Below are 23389 nucleotides of genomic sequence, written 5' to 3' on the forward strand. Positions count from 1 at the left end.
CTTGTAAATTAAATACATTCTTTAAATCCTGCTCCTATCTTTGCATCATTCACACATTCACTCCATCTCTCCTTCACTCAATGACAAAAGGCGGCTACTTCGGGATAGGTATTTTTGAGCCGAAGAACGAAACCAACATGGGCACATTGTGGCGGTCGGCGTCTATTCTGGGGGCTAGCTTTATCTTTACCATTGGCAAGCGGTACAAGAAACAATCTACCGACACCCAAAAAAGCTGGCAGCAGATTCCGCTGTTCCATTACGCTGATTTCGAGGACTTTTACCGGCATCTGCCCTACAGCTGCCAAGTCGTGGGTATTGAGATGGATGCCCGCTCCGTTCCGGTAGAGCAGTTTAGGCACCCGGAGCGTTGTGTGTATTTGCTGGGCGCCGAAGACCACGGCCTCACCAACGCGGTGCGGGCCAAATGCCACCACCTGGTGCAGTTGCCTGGTGATACATCTTTGAATGTGGCCTCTGCGGGCTCCATTATGCTGTATGACCGTTATCTGAAGCAGCAATTGCCGCTATCGGCCGCACCAACTCCTGATTTGCCAACGGCGTAACAGCGACACCTGTAGGAAATTCCGAGCGCTACCCGTAACTTGAAGCTTTGGGCGCCGCTTGGCCAGCGTCTTGTGTCTTACCTCCTTGTCTTTCTAAACGCATTGTTTCAGTTTCTGCATCCGGTTTTGTTATGGGCGTTGGCCGGAGTGGCAGTGCCTGTTGCTATCCATCTATGGAACAAGAGGCCACCGAAGGTGGTGGAGGTGGGAAGCATTAAATGGCTGCAGCCTTCCAAAAGCCAGCGTCTTAGCAGATTGCAGCTCACCAACCTTTGGTTGCTGCTGTTGCGTTCCCTTTTGGTGGCCCTGTTGGCGCTGATATTGGCAGAACCCCAGTGGAAAAGGCAAGTTTCGGTACTACCTGAGCGGAATGTGTATCTACACCCGGCTCTTTTACTTCCTGCTTATGCCGCACAAATTGTTTCGCATGTAGATTCACTGGTCACCAGAGGTTGGCAAGTGCATCTACTTCAGCCTGGCTTTCCGGAGTTATCTTTTACAGCTGAAGAATCTCTTTCAAAATACCAAACTGATTCTGTAAAGGCAGACAGCGTAAATGCTTGGGCTATGCTGCGGGTCTTGAGCCGAAGTTTACCTCCACACGCCCATGCCACTGTTTTCTCCACAGATTTGTTGCGTCATCATCAAGGTGAGTACCCAGTCATGCATGACAATTTCAACTGGGTACCTGTGAGTTCTCCGCAGACAGCGGTGTGGCTGCAAGAGGCTTTTTACACTACTTCTGGCCAATTACTTGTAAAGTTTGGCAGGAGCGAAGCCAACAGAGTTGAGTTCATAGAACATAGGTTCACGAAAACGAAGGCTAACGAGGCGCTATCAGCTTCAGGCTTTCCTACTGTGCGGTTCATTTCTCATTCCTCCGCAGATTCACTCGCTCTGGTAGAGAGCACTAAAAATAAAATAGAAATTCAGAAGCTCCCTCTACAGGTCATCATAAGGCACGACAAGGCAAGGCAGCAAGACGTAAAATATATAAGAGCAGCCCTGCAGACTGCGCTTGAGCATAAAGGCATCTCTCACACATTAACAGTCTCTTCCTCCTCCGCACCTTTACCCAACGCCGCCCCTGACTGGATTTTTTGGCTCACTGATGAACCACTGGCTCCGTTTTTGGCCCGTTTTCCGGAAAAGAGGCTAAAAACGTTGCAAGACGCCCGTACTAGCACGAAAGCACATCAATTGAACAGTTGGCTGCAAATACCTGGCATTGTCCAGCAGGTGCCGCTTCACAAAAGAACTAGCTCCGGAGAAAAAGAAGCTACTGCTAAAGTGCTCTGGCAAGACGGTTACGGAAACCCGATGCTCACCCAAACCCTAACGCAAAATCATACGCAATACCAGTTCTTCAGCCGCTTTCACCCCAGTTGGAATGACTTGCCCGACAGTGGTCATTTTCCTGAACTGCTTTACCAACTGCTCTTTCCCGCCAATGAAGCTTGGTTGACTAAATTTGACACCCGCACGCTTCCCCCTCAACTACAACAACCCCAGCTGTTTCCTGCCTCTTTTTCTAAAAACAGCCCAAAAACAGTAGAGGAAGTGATCGATTTGAAACTTTGGTTAGTGGCGTTGGCGGCGTTGCTTTTAGCGTTAGAGAGATGGTTGGCGGGGCAGAGTTTTAAACAAGCTAGACAGCCATGAAAAAACGCATTTTATTTCTGCTAACGCTCCTTGGTTTTGGCATACTAACAGAGGCACAGGCGTGTATGTGTTCGTTTAAACCTTGGTCTCCTGCATTAGTAGAGGAATACTTCTACTTTCATGATTTGATTATTATTGGTGAGCCAATATTTAATAAGGCTACAAAGAATTCAGGAGAAAATTATTCTCTTAAAGTCTTAGAAGTTATTAAAGGTCAAGTAAAGAATGATACTATCTATGGCAAACTAAGAACAAGTTGCTCCGGTTTTCCACATTCTAAAGGGTCATGGATAATTTACTCCCCTTCAAAGCATGAAAACAATGATACAATTGATTTTTCTGAATGTGGCTTATCCAGAAACATAACTACCTTCATTAATTTTCCTCCGCGGATCAATATCAAACTAGACAGTGTCACCTTGGCAACCAAAAAACAGGAGTGGCAGGAAGAGTATCGAATTATAAAACAATTAGTCCACGATGAAGAGGAGAGGATCGCTTCTGCTAAATCAGTAAGTCTATTAACCTGTTCAGCGGCGGGTTTGGTTCTGCTTATAAGTATTCTTTTGCTGATTAATAATCATTTTAAGAAACTAAAACGCACATTGTAAAGCGCCATTTACCTTGCTTAATCCCACCACACATAACGCCCCCACAGCCTCGCCACTCGCACAGGCACGCACGCTGTACCTCCGTCGGAAGGCATGGCTATACGTGCTGCAGGCATTAGGGCTTTTGCTTCCATTGGCGGTATTCGCCTTCCGAGGCTGGGGTGGCGCTGTGGGTCAGGTATTGGCTTTCACCATTTGCGTATTGCTGGCAGGTTTGCAACTGTGGCGGTGGCAGCAACTTCAGAAAAGAACCACACAAACCGCCGTAGCCCGTCACCTAAACCGTAAATACCCAAGCTTAGAAGAAAGTGCGGAGCTGTTGCTGCAGCCTGAAGAAGAATTGTCCCTGCTGGCAAAGCTCCAGAAACAGCGAACTGAAGAACAACTTGGTCAAATATCTATACCAGAAGCCGCCGCAGTTTCTTTCTTGAGTGGCTGGACTGTCTTTGCCGCTGGTGTTGGTTTAGCGGCAATTCTTTGGACTCTGCCTGACTTCGGATTGGCAGAGTCCAACTCTGCCTCAACTATTTCAACCGTTTCTTCTGATGTAAATAAACCTGTAGCTGCTCCCAAGGCAGTCTTGCCTGCCATAGAACAAATGCACCTGCGCATTTCGCCGCCGCAGTACACTCGTAAAGCCCGCTATGCTGTAACTACTCCTTCGTTTAAAGTGGAGGCTGGGGCTAAGGTTTCCTGGACCATCCAAACTAGTCAACCTGTTACCTCTCCTCAATTAGAATTGGCGGGTCAGAAGGCGGTTCAACTACAACCTGTACAGGGGCAGGTTAACACCTACACCGCCTCCATTACAGCTACCCAATCTGCCTTGTATCAAATCAAACTAAACGGACAAGCTTCGGAGTTTTATTCTATAGAAGTAATACCAGATGAGGCACCGGCCATTAGCGTGCAAACACCTAAACAGTACACCGAAGTATTGTTCGGGGAGCCGCAGCGGGTACGGGTGCAGGCGGTTTTGCAAGATGACTACGGATTGAAAGCGGCAGATTTAGTAGCTACCGTGGCCAAGGGCGAAGGCGAAGCCGTGAAGTTTCGGGAACAGCGCATTCCGCTCAAGCTCTCCTTTACTGGTCAGCCGAAGCAGCTCCAGCTCAACCAGACGCTAGATCTACAAGCTTTGGGCATGACCTACGGAGATGAGCTGTACTTCTACCTACAGGCCTGGGACAATCACCGCGGCTACACCCGCACCGAAGCCTATTTTGTGCAGCTGGAAGACACTACCGTGGTGGAATTGATGGATGATTTATCGTTGGGCGTGAACCCTAACCCAGAATATTTCCGGAGCCAGCGCCAAATTATCATTGACACTGAAAAACTGATAAAAGAACAGCCAAAACAATCGAAAGCCGATTTAATGGAGCGCTCCAACAATATCGGTGTAGACCAGAAGTTGCTCAGGCTGCGATACGGCAAGTTTCTGGGCGAAGAGTTTGAATCAAACTTAGGCACGGCAGGCTTACCCGAGGAACTAACCGGACATCACGCTGATGATGGCCACGATCATTCGCAGGACCAGCTGCCCAGCCAGAGTGAATATGAGGCCAGAATGAATGCCCTGCTGGACCCGTACCTGCACAAGCACGATCAGGAAGAGGCAGCCACTTTCTTTGAACCCGCCATAAAAGCGCAGCTAAAAGGAGCGCTGGCGCAGATGTGGGAAGCAGAGCTTCGTCTCAGAACCGGTAAACCTAAAGAGGCACTGCCGTTTGAACTAAAGGCCCTGCGCCTCCTGAAGGAAGTGCAGCAGAAATCGAGGGTGTACGTGAAGAAAACCGGCTTTGAGCCGCCGCCCCTCAAAATACCTGAAAAACGCCTCACCGGCGATTTAAGCAAAGTGCATGCTCCTGCACTTCGGCGGGAAGAGATGCCTATTACCAGTTATCCGGCAGTTCGGCAGGCAATGCAGCGGGTAGCGCAGTTAAGGCAGGGGCAAAGAACAACTCAAGCTGATGCCGCTTTGCTGGAGCAGGCCGGACAGACGCTGGGCAAAGCAGCTGTTGAGCAGCCAGTGGTGTATCTTCGGGCGTTGCAAGACCTAAAGCAAGTGGTGGAGGCCATTCGTAGAAATAAAAAACATCTTTGCGCCGACTGCCTTACACGCATAGAAGCGGCCTTTCACCGTTTTTTGCCTGTTTCTGAAAAAACAGCCCGAAAACAGCCAGCATCGGGCACTGAGAATACTTTAGCCAAAGACTATTTTAACCGCATCAACTGATTTTGAACCTCCCGCTGCCCCTTTTGCTCACTTTGGCGCTGCTATTAGACGCGTGGCTTACCTGGCTGACCGTTCGCCGAGACAACCGCCGCTGGCTACTGGGGCGGTTGCTGACCTGTTGGGGAATAGTGGCTTGCCTGGTTTTTTTGGTGCATCCGCCAAAAGTAGATCGCACCTATAGCGCCTCAGAAGCTGTTCTGCTTACCCAAGGCTTCAGCCCAGATACTCTAAAAGCACTTTTGGCAGATCAGTCGCCGGCTCCTCAGGTTTTCTCTTTTGAAGCAGAGCATCCAAAAGCAATCTCTATCAAAGATTTTTCTGCTTTTCAGCAGGAGCAACCTAGTGTAAAAATACTTCATGTATTGGGCTATGGCCTTGAGTTAGAGGAGTTGCAGGCACTTAAGCAGATGAGAATGATTCCACATCTGTCGGCTTTGCCAGCCGGTGTTCTTTCTGCAGGTTGGCCGCAGGAAGTAGCTTTAGGTGAGGAACTACGGGTGCAAGGGCGCTTCCATAGCGCAGATAAACCCGTTCAACTGTATTTAAATGCTAACGGCGTCAACAGAGATTCAGTTGAATTCCAGCAGCGTGGGGAGCATGAATTCACGCTTCAGTTCACGCCAAAGGCTGTAGGCCAGTATGTTTATCACCTGCAATGGAAAGAAGCAAACGATTCTATTTTCCAGGAGGAAGTTCCGGTTTCCGTGCTGCCTCCACGTCGGCTAAATGTATTGTTACTTTCTTCGGCACCATCCTTTGAAACACGCTTTCTAAAGAACGAGCTGGCGCGCCAAGGACACGGGGTAGCCGTCCGGAACCAAGTCAGCAAAGGCATTTATCAGACCGAAAGCATTAATTTACCTTCACGTTCTCTTAACAGGCTTTCAGATCAACTGTTACAGAAATTTGATCTAGTGCTGCTGGACGCCTCTACTTTACAAAGCTTATCGACTAATGAAACCAAGGCTCTGCAACATGCTGCTCGGGAACAGGGTTTAGGTATTTTAACTTCTTTTTCTGATAACAATCCCAAAACAATATCCTTCTTTGCCGAAGCTAGTTTTGACCGTTTTTCAAAGAAGGAGCTCAGAAACAGATCATTGCAATGGAAGAACAGTACAGGAGGCACCGCAGAATTGACTGTTCCGGCTTTCACCATACAACCTAAAGAAGGACATAAGGTATTGGTGTGGGAGAATCAACAGCAGAACCGGGTTGTGGCGGCGCAGTACCGAAAAGGATTAGGCATGGTGGGCATTAGCTTAGCGACGGAGACTTTTCCGTTGGCTTTGGCCGGTAAAGAACATGTATATCGTCAGTTCTGGAGTGATATTTTGAGTTCGCTTGCCAAACCAGCTGCAAAACTCCGATTTCTCACGGCAGGCTCACTGGCTCCTGTTCAAGTACATGAGCCTGCATATTTTTTTTCTTCTAAGCCTGTAGACTCTGTTTCTTTGGTTGGTCAAGCCACCACAAGCTCGCTACCTGCACCATATCCTTCTTCTTTACCCAAGCAACTCATTCAACAACACTGGCCAAATCCAGCTGGTTGGAACATTGCTTATTCTAGGGCTGATTCAATTGGTACCTTCTATACTTCTTCCCCTTCTAACTGGCCTCTCCTAAAGATACAGCAAAAGAAGGCTAGATTCTTAGCCTCAGCTACCAATAATGCTTCCCCTTTAGATGAAGAAGCTATTGTAAAACAAGAGGCAATAAATTTATGGCCAGTTTACTTCCTGCTGCTCTTCTTTCTGGCTTTTCTTTGGCTGGAGGAAAAGCTTTAATAATTCTTTAAGTAGCGGCTATAGCTAGTAAACCTAGTCTTCTAAAAACTTTAGCAAGTGTATAACAAATAGCTAATACTATATTTATATCTTCTATTTGAATGAAATAATTTCAGGAATAAACACAAGCAAAACCACATGAGCTTCTAATTTTCATATTCAGCGTGTATTTTATTCTATTGGTCGAAAATTTAACCAGAACCTTCTAATTATGAGTAAGTTTGAGGCAAAATTCGATCTTGCATTTCACCATTGCCACAACCACTAATTAAGAATTTTCTACTTCTACCCCTGCTTTATGAGAAACCATTTACTCTTCCTGTTTTTTTGCTGCTGCTTACTAACTGCTTTATCTAGCAGTGAAGCAAAAGCAAGCACAATTCTCGCCGCAGATACTGATACTCTTCGCACACTTCCACTTAGCAGTTCAACATACTGTGTGGGTAGTTCTTTGACCGTTTCTTACTACTCTAGCCTCACCCTTGCTAGTGACAATGTTTTTACTATTCAGCTATCAAACAGTAGTGGTAGTTTTTCTAACCCCGTAGTTTTGGGAACTGTTGCAGGAACCACATCTGGTTCAGCTCAAGTAAGCATACCTACCTCACAATCTGCCGGCACACGGTATAGAATAAGAGTAGTTGCCTCAAGAGCCACTCCAAACATGGTAGTTGAAAACAATGGCACTGATTTCAGAATTGCTGTTCCTCCTGCGGCCCCAGTCATAACTTATAATGAAGGTCTCTGCGAAGGGGGCACTTTATCTTTAAGCGCGAACAATGTTACCGGTGCTACCTATACCTGGGCGGGACCAAACAACTTCTCTGCTTCTGGTCGAGTGGTTAGCATTCCTAATGCCTTAGCCAATGCTGCCGGAACATATACCGTCACTATGGTTTTGAACGGCTGCTCAGTTATCGGCAGCAAAGAAATTTCTATCAAACCAGCCATGGCGAATGCAGGCCCTGACCTTGTTATTTGCCTTGGCCAGTCGGTTCAGTTACAGGCTACTGGTGGTGTGTCGTACACCTGGAGCCCTAGCAACACGTTAAGCAATGCGAATATTTCTAATCCTGTTGCCACTCCGTCTGCCACTACTACTTATACTGTGTCTGTTACAAATGAAAATGGCTGTGTCAGAACAGATCAGGTTGTGGTGACAGTAAGTCCCCTACCTGTTATCACGCTTACTCCTACAGCTGCTTCTATTTGCAAAGGTTCCTCTGTGCAGTTGCAGGCAAGTGGTGCTGTTTCTTACTCTTGGAGCCCTGCCACTGGTCTAGATGATCCTACAAGCGCCACGCCAATTGCTTCGCCTGACATCACGACCACCTATACCGTTACCGGAACCTCTGCCGCGGGGTGTATTAGCAGTAAGACGATAACTGTTACTGTAAGACCTTTACCTGTAGCCAACGCTGGCTTTGACCGTACCCTCTGCTCGGGTCAGGCTTTATCAATGGGAGGCACTAATACATCATCAGGCACTTATTTGTGGGAGCCGGCTACTGGTTTATCTAGTGCTACTGTCAGAAACCCTATTCTAAACATCCAGAATACATCGGATGAACCAATCACTACCGTTTACAAGCTAACTGTTACCTCTAACGGCTGTGTTTCAACCGATGAAGTAGCCATTACGGTGAACCCAGCAGTTCCAGCAAATGCCGGCCCAGATGCTGCTATTTGCGCAGGAGGAAGCACCCAATTAAACGCCAGTGGGGGAGTGTTATATAAATGGGCACCTACTACTAACTTAAGTGACCCAAACATTGCCAACCCTGTTGCTTTTCCAACTGCTACTACCCGTTATATTGTCACTGTTACTAACGCTGAAGGCTGCAGCCGGAATGATACTGTATTTGTTAATGTAAATCCGAATCCAGTAGTAAACATTACGCCTACTGCTCCGGCTATTTGCGTAGGAAGCTCAGTGCAACTGACTGCCTCTGGCGCCGCCACCTACCTGTGGAGCCCTGCTACTGGCTTAGATGATCCTACTAGCGCTACCCCAGTTGCTTCCCCAACCGAAACGACTACTTATACTGTAATTGGATATTCTGCAGCTGGTTGCCCCAGTGTGGCAAGAACAGTAACGGTAAGGGTAAATCCTTATCCGGTTGCGAATGCTGGCCCTGACAAAGTAGTTTGTGCCTATCAGCCTACTGTATTAGGAGCTCCTGCAGTGGCTGGCTATTCTTATCAGTGGTCACCTGCCATTGGTTTAAACAATCCTAGAGCTGCAAACCCTACGCTCACTTATCCTGGAGATAATTTAACTCCTATGAAAGTGCAATACACCTTAACAGTGACTGCCAATGGTTGCGTTTCTACTGATGTAGTAGAAATAACAGTGAATCCAACTGCCTATGCAGGACCGGCTGTTTCAATTTGCAAAGGCGAAAGTACCCAACTGCAGGCCTCTGGTGGTATTTCTTATAGCTGGAGCCCCGCTACAGGTTTAAGTGATCCTAACATTGCTAATCCTATCGCCACGCCAACAGCCACCACTACGTACACTGTAACCGTCACAGGTCAGGACAGGTTATGCAGTAGCACTGCCTCAGTGCGGGTAACGGTTAACCCTATTCCTACGGTTACGGCTACAGCATCAACCGACTCACCTGTTTGCCCGGGCTCACCAGTAACGCTCACCGCCTCAGGCGCTGACACCTATTTGTGGTCGCCAGCTACGGGGCTAGACAATCCTACAAGTGCTACTCCTGTCGCTACACCAAAAACTACTACCACCTACACCGTTACGGGCAGAACCAGAGCGGGCTGTACCAGCACGGCACAAGTGACCATTACTGTAAATCCAGCAGAGGCCACTATAACAGCAACCGGACCTACTGCACTTTGTACTGGTGATAAGATTACTTTAATAGCTTCAGAGGGAGCAGCCTATGAGTGGAGCACAGGATCTGTTAAGTCTTCAATTGTGGTGTCCTCTGCCGGAACTTATACTGTTAAGGTGACACAGGCCAATGGCTGCTCATCTGTTTCTGAGCCTATAGAGATAACGGTTTCCCCTTCTCCTACTACTACCCTGAATCCTTTTGCTACTGTTTGCAAAGATGCCAGTGCTTTTGCTCTTGAAGGCGGATCACCGGCGGGCGGTACGTACAGTGGCAAAGGCGTGTTTGAAGGGCAGTTTAATCCCGCAACAGCTGGTGTAGGTACTCATAACATTACCTTCACTTATATTAATGAAAGTGGATGCTCTGCTTCAGCTACACAGCAAATTACGGTGAGTACCTGTTTAAGTACTGCTGATGTACTACAAGCCAGTACACTGAAAGTTTACCCTAACCCTGCCCAGGATAAATTATTCACTGAAGTAAGGCTTCTGAAGAAAGAATCTATTACACTAACATTAACAAACCTGAAAGGGCAAGTTGTCTATAAAACGACTGCCTCTGCACCTGCAGGAGAATTTAAGCACGTAGTTCCGGTGCAAGATCTCCCTAAAGGTGTATATGTGTTGCAGTACCATACCTCAGGAGCTGTGATGAACCATAAAATAGTGATCGGCAACTAGAGGTTACCAACCCTTAAAATAAAAAAGCCCTGGCATGATCAGGGCTTTTTTATTTTAAGGGTTGTCAACCTCATAGACTCTAATATACTTTTTTGTCTACACCTTTAAAGGGAACAAAGCATTTACTTAAAAAATAATTGTCTAAACATCTTTTCATGTATAAATGACTACAGTGGCTATGATACCAACTGCCATATATAGGCAGAGGAGCTGACATTAATAATCTTTCAGCACCTACCTTTTTAAGTTAGGAACGCCACCACAAGCTCCTGCGCTCTTCATTTATGGGTAAATTAGCCAAAAAGCTTTCTTTATCTTATAAGGTAAGGTTTCCGACTCATATTCAACTACCTACAATAATTACCTGTTCAGGCTCAAAGCATATTCTACGGGCTGGAGAAATGAATAAGTTTTAAGATTATTCTTGGCCGCGATAACAAAAAGCGCGGGAGTTACGCTGGTTTATAAAGACCAGCATAACTCCCGCATTTATTATTCTTCTTTATAAGAGGCAAGTGGCCTACATGATCACGTCTTATCAAATAAGAGATTGGAATGAAGACCAAATTGTTTTTAAGCCATTTTTACAAAAACAGGCCAAAAACGAGGGAAGATTTACTTCTTCAGGATTTTGAACTCTGTCCGACGGTTAAGCTGATGTTCTTCTTCTGAACAGGAAACTCCGTCTTTGCAATGGTTCAGTAGCTTTGTTTCTCCGTATCCTTTGTCTACAACTCTTTTAGGATCTATACCCTGAGAAATTATGTATTTCACTGCAACCGAGGCTCTCATATCAGAAAGTATTTGATTATAGCGGTGCGATTCACGGCTATCGGTATGAGAACTCAATTCTATTTTAACAGTAGGGTTGTCCCTTAGCATAGCCACTACTTTATCTAGTTCAACTATTGCCTCGGGGCGTAGATCATACTTGTCAAGATCATAGTATATGTTTTCAATTACTATGGGCCTATTAGGTGTATCTCGCTCCATCACCATTTCAACTTGTACAGTGTCTGTTACCTTACGGCAATCTGGCGTCACCTGATAGGTCCTGTTCAAAAAGCCTTTCTTGCTTCCTTTGATCATGTATGATCTGTTGGTTTGCACCTCAAACAGAAAATGGCCATTCTCATCAGACATCAATTTAAATGGGGCAGCCCCTTCCTCTCCAACCACTGTTACTTCTAACTGTACATCTTCTACGGGTTCTACCTGATACTGCCCATTACGGCTTCTAGTTCGCATGTAAGTAACACCAGCAAGTTTACAGGGTATTTCCAGAGGCTTGAATCTGTAAATGTTATCAGAGCCTCCGCCTTCTTCCCGGTTAGAAGAAAGATAGCCACTCCTGCCGTCACTTTCATAAATCAAACCAAAATCATCACGAGGCGAGTTAAAGGGGTGCTGTAGATTCTTCAGATTACTCCAGTTACTCAGGCTACCTTCGGCAGAAAAGATATCTAAACCTCCCATACCTAAATGCCCATCAGAAGAGAAGTATAGCGCGCCATTGGCATGCACTACCGGAAACACCTCTTTTCCTGGAGTATTAATGGCAGGACCCGCATTTTTGGGCGTGGACCAAGTCCCATCTTTCTGTCTTTCACTAAAATAAATATCTGTTTGACCAAAACCGCCTGGCATGTCAGACGCAAAGTAAAGAACCTGCCCATCTGGAGAAAGAGCAGGATGCCCTACTGAGTAAGAATCACCCTTGTTGAAGGTAAAGGGCTTAACATCTTGCCACTTGTCATTCTTGTAGGTGGCACTGTAAATTTCAAGTCTATTAATGAACTTGTCATTTTTAGAATACCGCTGCCAACTGTCGCCCGCAGCTAGCGCTTCGGGTAAAACTTTGTTATGCACCTGCTTCGTTCTGGTAAAGAAAATCTCGTTTTGGTTTGGCGAGAATGTAGCTGTAGCGTTGTGGTATTGGGTATTAATTGATTTCTCTAATGCTTTGATATTGCCCCAGGTGTTACCTTTACGTTCTGCGAAATAAAGCTGAATATAAGCAGTACCCGTCCAGCCATACACTCTCTGATCAGCTGTGCTCTGTGCGCGTAAACGGTCTGAAGAGAAAACCAATCCATTCCGGAAGAAGACTGGGCTAAAGTCAGCAAACTCTGTATTAAGAGCACTATCTAAATAAACTTCTACTGGCTCAGGCCGTGCCAATGTTTGCATAGCCCAATCGCAGCTGGCTATGAGTTTCTCTACTTCAGTTTGTTTGCCAGGCTCACGTTGGGCAAAAAGTTTATAAATCTGTTTTGCTTCAGCATACTTACCATTCTGGCGGCAGGCGTTGGCAAAGTAGAGTAAGTTCTCTGAAGAAGAATTAGGAAAGCTGATAGTTTGACGATACCAAAACTCTGCTTCTTCGGGCAGGTTCATGTGCCGGTAACAATGGGCAATATTTTCTATTATATGAAGGGAAGGCTCATTTTGTGTCAGGAGCTTTTTGTACTCTTCCAGTGCTAAGGCATAATCAAAATCATTGTAATGCTTATCTGCTTTAGCGGTAGGAGTTTGTGCCTGTACCGTACCTACCCCAACACCTATCGTCAAGAACAGACACAGAAAAGCCTGAAACAAGAAGAAAAGCTTTGCTCCTGAAAACAATTTACTGATAATACTTTTATCCATTCTAAGTACTAGACTAAATGCCTGATGTGGTCTCCTGCTTAAAAATAACGAGGGGTAAGCATACGGCCATATTGCTTCTTCAGGAAAAAGTATCCTACTGAAATTTCGTGGCTTGAATAATTTTGGAAGACGTTTAATGAGTAGTCATATGAATAGCCGAATCGGAGCCTTGGTGAGGCATAAAATTCTACCATGGCAGCCATGGCATTTCCAAGCCTGGTATTCATGGCATATGTTTCATCATTGAAAATGTTGAGGGTTGTCCGGAAAGAGGCTCCTAACCAAATCTGCTCCTTGAATAGCATAAAGGCATTTAAATCTAAAGCTGCTGGTCCACTGAAATCTTCTTTCAACAATACACTTGGTTTAAACTTCATGTTTCGCCCAAGATCAATAATACCGCCAGTGGTTAAATAAAAGTGTGGTCTGGGATCTGTGGGAAGCCCCTCCTTGAACAGCACTAAATTACCCACTGACGCCCCTGCATAAAAGATGTCACTGAAAAGATAAGCCCCCAGCTTCGCATTTGGCCTGATGGCTCTTTCAACTCCCATAGGAATTGCATAATCGTCGCGTTCCGCGGGAGTAAGCATGGTACCATCCATTACTTGTTGCGTAGCACCCAAGGAAATACCTACCGCTAATTTAGTTTTCCTGCTTAAGTCTATTCTTACCGCGCTACTTACCGTTGCCTCAGTAAAGCGTTGAGGCCCTAACCTATCATGCATAATGGTTACGCCGGCCCCCAACTTCTTGTTAAGATTTCCGTCTATGCCTACAGTTTGGCTAAGGGGTGCTCCGGGTAACCCAGTCCATTGAGTACGCACCGAAGTACTTAAGCTTGTATAGCCTTTACTACCTGCATAAGCCGGATTCAAAAACAAACCATTGAACATGTACTGTGAGAATTGAGGATTTTGCTGTGCATGCGCAGCAAGAGGAATTCCCATGTAAATGCCAAGTACTGTACTCAATAAAAGTAAAACTCTTTTCATTAATTTCTTTTACCTAACGTACCAACACCACATAGCCTTTTAAAGTCACTTCCTCACCTTCACATAGACGAACCTTCAATACATAATAATAGGTTCCTTCTGCCAAGCCACCGCCGTTCCAAGTATTCTTATATCCTCTTTGACGGAATACTTCACTTCCCCATCTGTTTATAACCACCAACTCATTGGCTGGGTAGTTTAACAGATGCTTAATTTCCCAAAGATCATTCTTTCCGTCATTATTTGGAGAGAAAGTATTAGGCACCTCTACTTTTGGAGCTAACGGAACTGGCACAATATCATATACATCTGTCAAGATGCTACAACCATTGTTACTGATTTCCAACTGAACCTGTCCTGGCACCTGACGGCCATCTTCCGGACCTTTCACTTTGATAAGGTTAGTTCCCTGCCCGCTTACTATGCTATAGTTAGATCCTCCTGAAATTATCTTCCAGGTGTAGTTCACTCCAGGCACTGAAGGTACTGAGAACTGGTAACCTATACAGGCAGTGCTTTCATCTTTTATTGTTGGCTTATCTCCAAGAGTTGGGGCAACAGTAACCTGCACAGTAGAGGTTTTACTTTCGCCACAAGGAGAAACTGCAGTTAATTTCAATTCTACTGCACCTTCTTTCTCTGCTGTTAAAGTTACGGAATTTGTTCCTGCACCACTAATTACTTTCCAACCTGTTGGCACCTGCCAGGTGTAAGTTACGCCAGCAACTGAAGCTACTTTATATTCTTGTGCAATGTTTCCTAAGCAGAATTTCTTTGGTCCTTCAATCGCCATAGAAGGAAGAGGTCCTGTTGGCACCGCAATAACGTCTATGCTTCTTGAGACAATGCCTCCACAGCTATTGGTTGCAGTAAACTCAAGCTTACCTGAAGAAGTAGGAGTTACCGTAAGAGTAGTAGTACCCTGACCTGAAACCAGTGTCCAATCAGTAGGATAAGTCCATTTGTAGACATCTGCCCCTGTCACGCCACTGATGCTATAAGTAACGGTGCCTCCATTAGTACAAACTGCATTTGAACCAACTATTTCACCAGCAATTTCAGGCTTGCTTAGCTGAGGCGCTACTGCTACTTTTTGGACTGCACTGGTACCACAGCTATTTTTGGCCACTACGCTTACTTCCCCGGCTAATTTACCCGCCGTCAGTGTAATACTTGTAGTTCCTTGGCCTGACTGTATTTTCCAATCGGCTGGGAAGCTCCAAACGTATGAAGATGCACCAGCCACTGGGTTAATATTAAACACCAACGCATTCTGTCCCTCACAAGGAGTTAAGTGATCGGCATTTACTTGAATGGCACCAGGAGTAGCCAAATTACCGTCTACCACTTGTACTTGCTTAGTACCTGCACTTGAGCTATTTCCACAGGCATTTTTAGCAACTACTCTAACGGTTCCAGTAGATACTGCCTTAAGAGTAATGGTAGTAGTACCTTGCCCACTAACATATTCCCAATTTGTAGGATAAGTCCATTCATAAGAGCCTGCCCCTGTTACTGCACCTATAGCATAAGTAACAGTGGTGTTAGAACAAACCTCCGCAGGGCCTGTGATCTCACCAACAGCATCTGGAACAGAATTAGATATTTGCACATCTACGCCTGATTCATTGCTTCTACTACAATCGTTTTTGGCCAGAACTGAAACTCTACCTGCCGCAGATCCAGGTTTAACTGTTATAGAAGAAGTACCTTCTCCATTTACTATTGTCCAACCAGTTGGCAGTTTCCACTCATAACCGGTAGCTCCGGCTACTGGTGAAACAGAATATTTAGCCTGTGTACTTGTAGCACATAACACCATTTCACCGGCAATTGCTCCTGGAGCGGCCAGAGTACCTGGATTCACCGTAACAGCCAGTGCTTTTTTAGCACTTGCTCCGCATCCGTTCACAGCCGTTACAGCCACTTCTCCAGAATTGGCTCCAGCTTTCACCTGTATTGTCAAGGTGTTATGACCGCTTACTATTGTCCAGCCAGCTGGCAGACTCCATTGGCAAGATACATAACCTGCAATAGGGTCAATAGAATAAGTCTGTACAGAGCCTTCACAAATTGCTCCTGCCCCCTTCACTGCACTTAGCACAGGCACACCAGTAGAAATGCTCACAGACTTTGTTTTGGCCTCACTAACGCCGCAGTTATTTTCAGCTTTAACAGAGATGGTTCCTGGAGTAGACCCTACTTTTACAACTATTGAACTAGAACCACTTCCAGAGACAACAGCCCAGCCAGCAGGAAGCTCCCACCGATAAGTAATACCTGCCACCGGATTTTCTACCTGATATGTTTCCTGTGACCCAGCACAAACACTTGCTGTACCAATTATAGAGGCTGGAACAACCGGACCGGTGAGATTTGGCGCAGCAGAAAAAGTAACTGTTTTACTAGTCACACATGCATTAGAGGCATATACACTGATGTTACCACTCGCTTTACCAGTTCTTACTACGATTTTGTTTGTACCCTGACCTGAGGTAATACTCCAGTCTGAAGGAAGTGACCAGGTATATTTATCTACGCCAGCTATAGGATCAACTGAATACTCAATGCCGCCAATTTCCTGGCATGGGTTCTGTTCTCCTTTAATAGCGCCCAATGCAATTTCTGCTGTAGTACTTACACTAACCAAAGTAGAATCTGCGGTTGTGCTGCAGTAATTGCCAGCCACTACTTTGATATATCCTCCTGCATTGCCCGGCTTTACTCTTATCTCTCTACTTCTTTGACCAGAGAGAATTGACCAACCAGCAGGTACTGTCCAGATATAGTCTTTAGTACCGGCAGCCTCCGGAACAGAGTAAGTACGAGCCTGATCAGATACACAGAATGCTTTGTCACCACTAATTGGCCCTACTTGCGCAGGAGCACCCAGTGACATATTTATTTCTTTGAAGGATGCCGCACTGGTGCCACAGCTATTTTTTGCACTTACGCGCACCTGAGCAGTGCTTTGTCCTGCTTTTACCACAATAGAAGTAGAGCCTTGCCCACTAATAATTGACCAACCAGTAGGAACCTCCCAAACATACTCAGACGCACCTGATACTGCCGCAATGGAATATGTCTGGGTAGCATTAGCACAAATGTCAGCTGATCCGGAAATGTCTCCCGGCTTAGCAGGGGCATTAGAAGACATTGCCACTGCTATTTGTTGAGAAGAACTCTGACCACAGCTATTTACCGCTGACACTCTTACAGCGCCAGCTGTTGACCCAGGTCTTACCGAAATAGACAAAGAGCCTTGCCCTGAAACAATGGTCCAACCGGCAGGAACCTCCCACCTGTAGCTTGTAGCACCAGATGCGGCGGCAACAGTATATTGAACATTAGGTCCTGCATTGGCACAAAGAGCATCTGGTCCCGTAATATTACTAGAGAATACAGGCACTCCATTATTAGGCGCAACTGAATAAGCTGCCTCAGCACTAGTACCACAGCTATTGTTTGGCCTTACTTTTATAGAACCTGCAGCTGTACCTACTACTACCGTTATCTTTGGTGATCCTTGTCCTTTTACAAAGCTCCATCCGTTGGGAAGGGTCCAGTTATAGCCGTATCCTTTTACTGAATCTTTCACAGCATAGACTTCTTGCCTACCGACACATGGCGCCGCCTCCCCTATAATGGTAGTTGGAGTTGTTGGAATACCATCTGAAGGAGTGACCGACAAAGTTACAGCAGCACTCTGTCCGCAATTATTTTTTGTGAAAACGGATATTTGCCCAGTTGTGCGGCCAGGTTTTACAGAAATTTCCCGGGTTCCCTGACCACTGTTGATGGTCCATCCTGAAGGCACTGTCCAAACGTATTCATCGGCGCCAGTCACGGCCGCAACAGAATAAATAATTTCACCCTGACCTGCGCACGGATTAGTACCATTGCCAGTAAAAGTGATAGCAGAAGGAGTAGCCGGCTGTTGCAAGCTGAAAGTCACAGCCAAAGTCTGCTCAGGCCCAACCCCGCAGGCACTATTAATTTTCACCCGTATTACACCTGCAGAGCCAACTTTAACCCGAACGCTTCTGGTGTTTTGCCCAGATAAAATAACCCAATCATTTGGAACAGCCCACTGATAAGCAGTAGCCCCCTGAACCGCCGCAACAGAAAATACTTGTTCTGCATTGGCAGCACATAATTTAGTTTCACCTGATATTGCACCTGCAGCTAAAGCACTTGTTAGAACAGTCACTGTTTTACTAACAGCCGGACCATCTCCACAACCATTATTAGCCTTCACAGAAACCACACCTGATGCCCCTACTTTCACCACCAGCGTTGTGGTACCCTGACCACTCACTACAGTCCAGCTAGAAGGGAAAGACCATTGGTAAGACAAAGCACCGTTCACGGCTGCCACACTAAAAGTAGCCTCAGATTGAGCACATACGAAATTCAAACCATTTATGGAAGCAGGAGCTGCCGCTAAGCCAGAAGAGACAACTACTGCCAAAGACTTTTCTGAACTCAACCCACAGCCATTCTTTGCAGTCAACGTCACGTTACCAGATGAACTACCTGGACGCACGGTAAGTGTGGTGCCCTGCGCAGAAAGAATGGTCCAGCCAGATGGCACCTTCCACAGGTATTCAGAGGCTCCCTGAACAGCACCTTCTATAGTATACGTTACGGAAGCTGTATTTCCGGCACATAAAGTTTGAGGGCCTTTTAGCTCAAAATTAGCAATTGGCACACCATTAGATGGCGTTACAGACAATACTCCTGCCTCGCTAACACCACAGCCATTAGAGGCTCTAACTCTGATTTCACCAGCAACCGTGCCAACCAATACTTTTACAGTATTGGTTCCTTGCCCGCTAATGAAGCTCCAACCATTAGGCAACTCCCAGTCATAGCTTGAAACAAAATCAGAACCTGTTGCCACAAACGTAGCTTCCTTTCCAATACAAGGAAAAGTTTCACCCTGAACCGTAGGGACAGCAGGCGCAAGAGATGTTGGACTTACAGATAGAAAAACAGTAGTACTAATTCCACAAGCGTTCTCAGCGAACACTGTTACTCTACCGGCGTTTTTGCCTACAACTACCGAAATAGAGTTGGTACCCTGTCCGCTGCTAATCACCCATCCTGAAGGCACATTCCAAGTATATTCAGTGGCTCCTGCTACTGCATCAATAGAATAAACTACACCTTCTTTTCCAATACAAGGAATGGCAACCCCTTTTATGGCAGATGGGGAGTCTGGCACTTTAGAGTTTACCTCTACTCTAAGAGAGGCTTTAGCTTCTGTATTACAAACTCCTACAGCCGTTACGCTAACTTCGCCATTTCCAGCGCCAGCAGTAACTCTAATCTCTCTTGTTCCCTGCCCAGACACAATTGACCAGCCTGCAGGAACACTCCACCTGTATTCTTTTATACCCAGTACTTCTTTTACAGAATAAACGTGTGCAGCACCAGAGGCACAAAGGGAAGCGTTACCAGTTATCTCCCCAAGCACAGGAGCTTCATTTATTCCCTGCACATTCAAAGAAACAGACTGGCTAACTCCACAGGCATTTTGCGCCTGCACAGTAATTACTCCGGCCCCGGCAGCAGGTCTCACTACTATTTCAGTGGTACCCTGTCCACTTATGATACTCCAACCAGCGGAAGTTGTCCATTGGTAGTTTCTAGCATTTGGTACTGCATCTACCTTGTAAGTAACTGTACCAGCGGTTGCGCAAACTATGGCATCACCATTGATTCTGGCTGGAGCAGCCGGCGTGCTAGGCGAAACCAAAACTTCCAGATCTCTGTTTGCACTTCCCCCGCAACCATTATCAGCAGTTACTTTAATGGTGCCACTGGCTGAACCTGCATTTACTTTTATGGCATTGGTTCCAGCTCCTTCAACTATGGCCCAACCGTCAGGCAAAGTCCAAGTATAAGCAATTGCCCCTGGCACTTTTTCAATGGAATAAGATAGACCTTGTTGGCCTGCACACACCTCAGAACTACCGGTAATGCTCTTAGGCATGGGCGGAGGAACTGCCACCGTTGTCACCTTATAGGCACTGTACTCCCTGCTATCTCCACAGAAGTTAATAGAATACAATTTGATTTCCCAATCTGCCTGCACTCCATTAGTGGTAAATTCAATTCGATTGGTTTCAAAGCCAGACGTAATTTCCCAACCCTCCGGCAGAACCCATTTATACCTACTGATATGCTCGTGCTCATCTACCTCTAATACGTTACGAGTAGAATTAATACAGAGCGAAGTATTTCCCCTAATTGCCCCTGGCTTTGGTGGTGTCGCGCAGAGGGATCTTTCAATAGAATTATTTTTTAAATTTAAATCTATATTAGCCCCCAATGTGTAGGTATTAAAATAATACGTTACAAATTGGGGCCATATAATAATACCTCGCACCGTATATACAGCACTGTCCCCGGCAGGAAAAACCCGCGGGGCGTATGACCACGTAATGCTAGTCAGAGCTCTAAGACTTTCGTTTTGAGGCGTTCCTCCAGAGAAGTGGTAAATAGTTTTGGGATCTTCAAAAAACCTCACTCCATTTCCATAGAAGAACATAGTAACTAATGGATTGTCATCAGGTCCTAAATTTTTGATTGTAATCCTATAAGTAATGGTATCTCCTATACTGTATGGACCTGGGCTGACACTATGCACCAGTTCCATATCAGAAAACTTAAGGATTTGCGCATTAGCCTTTACCCCCAACAGCAATGTAAGCAAAAACAATAGTACGCGTAATCTCATGATAGCTTAATTAACACCTTAAAGCATTCAATTCTACAGGCAGTTCTATTCAAGCAACTTGTCAGCTACGCTCTCAATAAGAAGGAACCATAATTCATATAAACTCATTCACCTCTGATGCAGAGGCACAACCTAAGAGCATTTTAACCATGGCTTTGGCTTGGGGGAGGGGCAAACCGCGGTTGTTTCTATTATTATTGTCCAAAAAACGACAACAACACAAATTTATTAAATTCTATGAGCAAATAGCAAGCAAAATATAAACTTATTTCTATAAACCTATTCTTTTTCAAAGAAATACCTAAAAGTGAGTAGTCAGTTGGGCTAAATCAGCGTTAGAAATTATTTAAACCCACACTACTAATTTTCCCCTAACAATAGTATTTCTCTCGCCAAACCCTCTTGAATAGATTTTAATTCCCATGGCATGGTTAATTTGATAACTAAATTAAAGTGTGCAATAAAAGCAATTAGAAATGCAATAACTTCAATTGAAAAACTAAGCCAACTATGTCAAAAAAGCCATCCTGCTCATAATAGAAGGGATTAATCTTTAACTTTACGTGCCCATAGGTTATCTTTTTCGGCAACAAAGAGTAAGTCATTCATTAATAAGCCCTTTCAAATATTCTCTTTTTACCCTTCTTGTCATCATACTTTTGATGCAGCTTTTTTTGATATGACAGATGCAGCGCCAATGGCTTAGATGCCCATCATGACAATTCATAAGCCAAAGTTTAATTACCTACAGAAGAGATTTTCTTGAGGGAAGTTTGACAGGTTCTTAAATCAGGCGCCTGCAGGCATAAAGAAACCAGAAACTAATAATTACTACACTTTAGCCACAACCTTTTTTTCTTACGCCTATAAGATGCAACACCTATGCTCGTGCCACTTTTTAGGAACTTCTTCGCCTGCTTCAGAGAAAAAAGAATAAAAAAGAAAACGGCTCTCGCCCACACCCAATTTTAACAGGAGTTTAAAGATGCATATTTCTGATGTTAAATAGATGATTCTTAGCACATAAATATGCGCTATGGGAATTGTCCGCAAGTAAAAAAAGCCCTTGAAAGATTTCTCTTACAAGGGCTTGCTCCCTATAGCACATCTTTCGACATCCGCTATAAGTTAATTATTCATGACCACAGTAGACAGCATTCGTTCATTTTAAGCCTGTTTCTAGAAAATGAGGTCTAAAACAGAAGAAGCCTTACTTTACTGAAGCCACTCTCCACCTAAACAGCAACAGCGCTACCCCAAACACCAGCAATACACTCACCAGCAGCTTCACCAGCCCCGCTACCGCCGAGGCTGTGTCAGGCACGCTGGCAAAATGGTGCCTGGGCTCTTTGGCGAAGTCAGCGTGGGTGAAGGTGACCTGATTAAAAAGGTACGGGTAATAAAACTCCCGCAATCCATCATGGTATTGGGTGGCGCTTTGCAGGAACTGCACGTAAGACGGTAAATCTGAACCCGCCACCGCGTTGAAGATGCCCTGCACATTCACGGGCACGCTCAGTACATTCATCTTCTGTACCAGCTCATGCCGCGCCAGCAGGCTTTCTTTGTACTGGCGGGCCAAATCTGCCAAGGCCACGTCGCCTAAATGGTGAAAGGCGTAGTACCAGCGCCAGACAAAATGCACTTTAATCTCAGTTGTATCGCGGTACTGCGGGTATAGGGTGAAGAATTGCTCCATGGTTTCGCGCTTGGGTTTGTCCCAGCCGCCGTGCACCACCTCGCGCTGTTGGGTGGTGAGCGCCAGCGCCTGCGGCACGGGCTGTTTCATAGAGACGTACACGTTCAGCAAAGCAGGAATCACAATGGTGAGCAGGAGCCACACGCCCAGCAAAGTCACCGCGTTGAATGCCGAGTTCTTCTGCAAGGCCGCCACCAGAAAAGTCACGGCAAACCAGAACAGGCAGTATAGCACCACCACGCCCAGCCACAGCGCCACCCGCCCGTCAGGCACCACGCCACCCCAGACCATGGCTACCACCGAGAGCAGCAGCCCCAGGCTCAGCACCACTAGCATCCTGAAGGTGAGTTTGGCCCCCACCACCAGCGGCAGACTGATGGGCTGCGACAACAGCAGCGGCAGCGTGCCTTGCTCTTTTTCTATGGATAGAATGTTAAAGCACAATCCAATGATGAGCAGCGGAAACAGGTACACCAGGACAAACGACAAATCGAAATTTCCCGCCAGCACCTTTTGCGGATTAATGTTCTCGGTGTCATACAACTGCGACTGCAGGTTGAGTAGGCGTAGCTTGATGTAGTACGTGTTCACATCGCGCTGCCCCAGCGCCAGAGCTGCCCAGGAATCGGGGTGGTGTACCGCGAAGGTGGAGTGGTAATACCCGATGTCGCCTGCGTCGGTGCCCTCAGGGTACTTAGCTTTCAGCTCTTCCACGTTTTGCTCCGTCAATTTCTCCAGCCCCGCAATGTTCTGCCGCTGGCGCTCTACTTCAGTAGTGCCGTAGTAGATGCCGTACAACCCCGCCAGCAAGGCAAGCGTGACCAGAATCAATAGGCCTTTATCGGCTCTGAAACTGAGCCACTCGTATTTTATCAGAATCCAGAATTTCTTCATC

10 protein-coding genes are annotated in these 23389 nt (G+C 45.9%); 6 read left to right on the forward strand and 4 right to left on the reverse strand.

Annotated elements, in window-relative coordinates; all coding sequences use genetic code 11:
• The first annotated feature begins 80 nt into the window (after positions 1 to 80).
• The 6 genes from A8O23_RS09545 (at position 81) to A8O23_RS09570 (ending at position 10406) form a co-directional block, all read left to right on the forward strand.
• Entirely contained in the window at positions 81 to 566 is a 486-nt protein-coding gene (locus tag A8O23_RS09545; protein WP_066620138.1) for an RNA methyltransferase, read from the forward strand.
• A 72-nt stretch (positions 567 to 638) separates the two neighbouring features.
• Complete coding sequence (locus tag A8O23_RS09550; RefSeq protein WP_161486713.1) at positions 639 to 2228, forward strand: BatA domain-containing protein; 1590 nt, start codon at positions 639 to 641, stop codon at positions 2226 to 2228.
• A complete protein-coding gene (locus tag A8O23_RS09555) occupies positions 2225 to 2839 on the forward strand; it encodes a hypothetical protein (RefSeq protein ID WP_066620144.1) in 615 nt (204 codons plus the stop codon). The genes A8O23_RS09550 and A8O23_RS09555 overlap by 4 nt, the downstream gene beginning before the upstream one ends.
• A 13-nt stretch (positions 2840 to 2852) precedes the next feature.
• On the forward strand, positions 2853 to 5078 hold the full coding sequence (locus A8O23_RS09560; RefSeq protein ID WP_153042142.1) for a DUF4175 family protein: 2226 nt from the start codon (positions 2853 to 2855) through the stop codon (positions 5076 to 5078).
• A gap of 2 nt (positions 5079 to 5080) precedes the next feature.
• Positions 5081 to 6865, forward strand: coding sequence for a hypothetical protein (locus A8O23_RS09565; RefSeq protein WP_066620148.1), 1785 nt, complete (start codon positions 5081 to 5083; stop codon positions 6863 to 6865).
• A 550-nt stretch (positions 6866 to 7415) separates the two neighbouring features.
• Positions 7416 to 10406: a T9SS type A sorting domain-containing protein gene (locus tag A8O23_RS09570; RefSeq protein WP_066620150.1), complete on the forward strand. Its 2991-nt coding sequence runs from the start codon at positions 7416 to 7418 to the stop codon at positions 10404 to 10406.
• 615 nt (positions 10407 to 11021) lie between these two features.
• Here A8O23_RS09570 and A8O23_RS09575 read toward each other — a convergent pair.
• The 4 genes from A8O23_RS09575 to A8O23_RS09590 all read right to left on the reverse strand — a co-directional run bounded on the left by A8O23_RS09575 (position 11022) and on the right by A8O23_RS09590 (position 23388).
• Positions 11022 to 13055 (reverse strand): OmpA family protein, encoded by a 2034-nt coding sequence (locus tag A8O23_RS09575; RefSeq protein ID WP_082882976.1) that lies wholly within the window; start codon positions 13053 to 13055, stop codon positions 11022 to 11024.
• Between the two features lie 38 nt (positions 13056 to 13093).
• Positions 13094 to 14050: a PorP/SprF family type IX secretion system membrane protein gene (locus A8O23_RS09580; protein WP_066620153.1), complete on the reverse strand. Its 957-nt coding sequence runs from the start codon at positions 14048 to 14050 to the stop codon at positions 13094 to 13096.
• Positions 14051 to 14063: 13 nt separating this feature from the next.
• Positions 14064 to 20795: a T9SS type B sorting domain-containing protein gene (locus tag A8O23_RS09585; protein ID WP_082882977.1), complete on the reverse strand. Its 6732-nt coding sequence runs from the start codon at positions 20793 to 20795 to the stop codon at positions 14064 to 14066.
• Between the two features lie 1210 nt (positions 20796 to 22005).
• Entirely contained in the window at positions 22006 to 23388 is a 1383-nt protein-coding gene (locus A8O23_RS09590) for an ABC transporter permease (protein ID WP_066620157.1), read from the reverse strand.
• Position 23389 lies beyond the last annotated feature (1 nt).

The organism is Rufibacter roseus, from assembly GCF_001647285.1.
Classification (GTDB): Bacteria; Bacteroidota; Bacteroidia; order Cytophagales; family Hymenobacteraceae; genus Nibribacter; species Nibribacter roseus.

What these genes read in the sequence shown, in the direction of transcription:
- A8O23_RS09585 (WP_082882977.1), bottom strand. Translation starts at nt 20,795, where the DNA reads ATGAGATTACGCGTACTATTGTTTTTGCTTACATTGCTGTTGGGGGTA.
- A8O23_RS09580 (WP_066620153.1), bottom strand. Translation starts at nt 14,050, where the DNA reads ATGAAAAGAGTTTTACTTTTATTGAGTACAGTACTTGGCATTTACATG.
- A8O23_RS09545 (WP_066620138.1), top strand. Translation starts at nt 81, where the DNA reads ATGACAAAAGGCGGCTACTTCGGGATAGGTATTTTTGAGCCGAAGAAC.
- A8O23_RS09555 (WP_066620144.1), top strand. Translation starts at nt 2,225, where the DNA reads ATGAAAAAACGCATTTTATTTCTGCTAACGCTCCTTGGTTTTGGCATA.
- A8O23_RS09575 (WP_082882976.1), bottom strand. Translation starts at nt 13,055, where the DNA reads ATGGATAAAAGTATTATCAGTAAATTGTTTTCAGGAGCAAAGCTTTTC.
- A8O23_RS09590 (WP_066620157.1), bottom strand. Translation starts at nt 23,388, where the DNA reads ATGAAGAAATTCTGGATTCTGATAAAATACGAGTGGCTCAGTTTCAGA.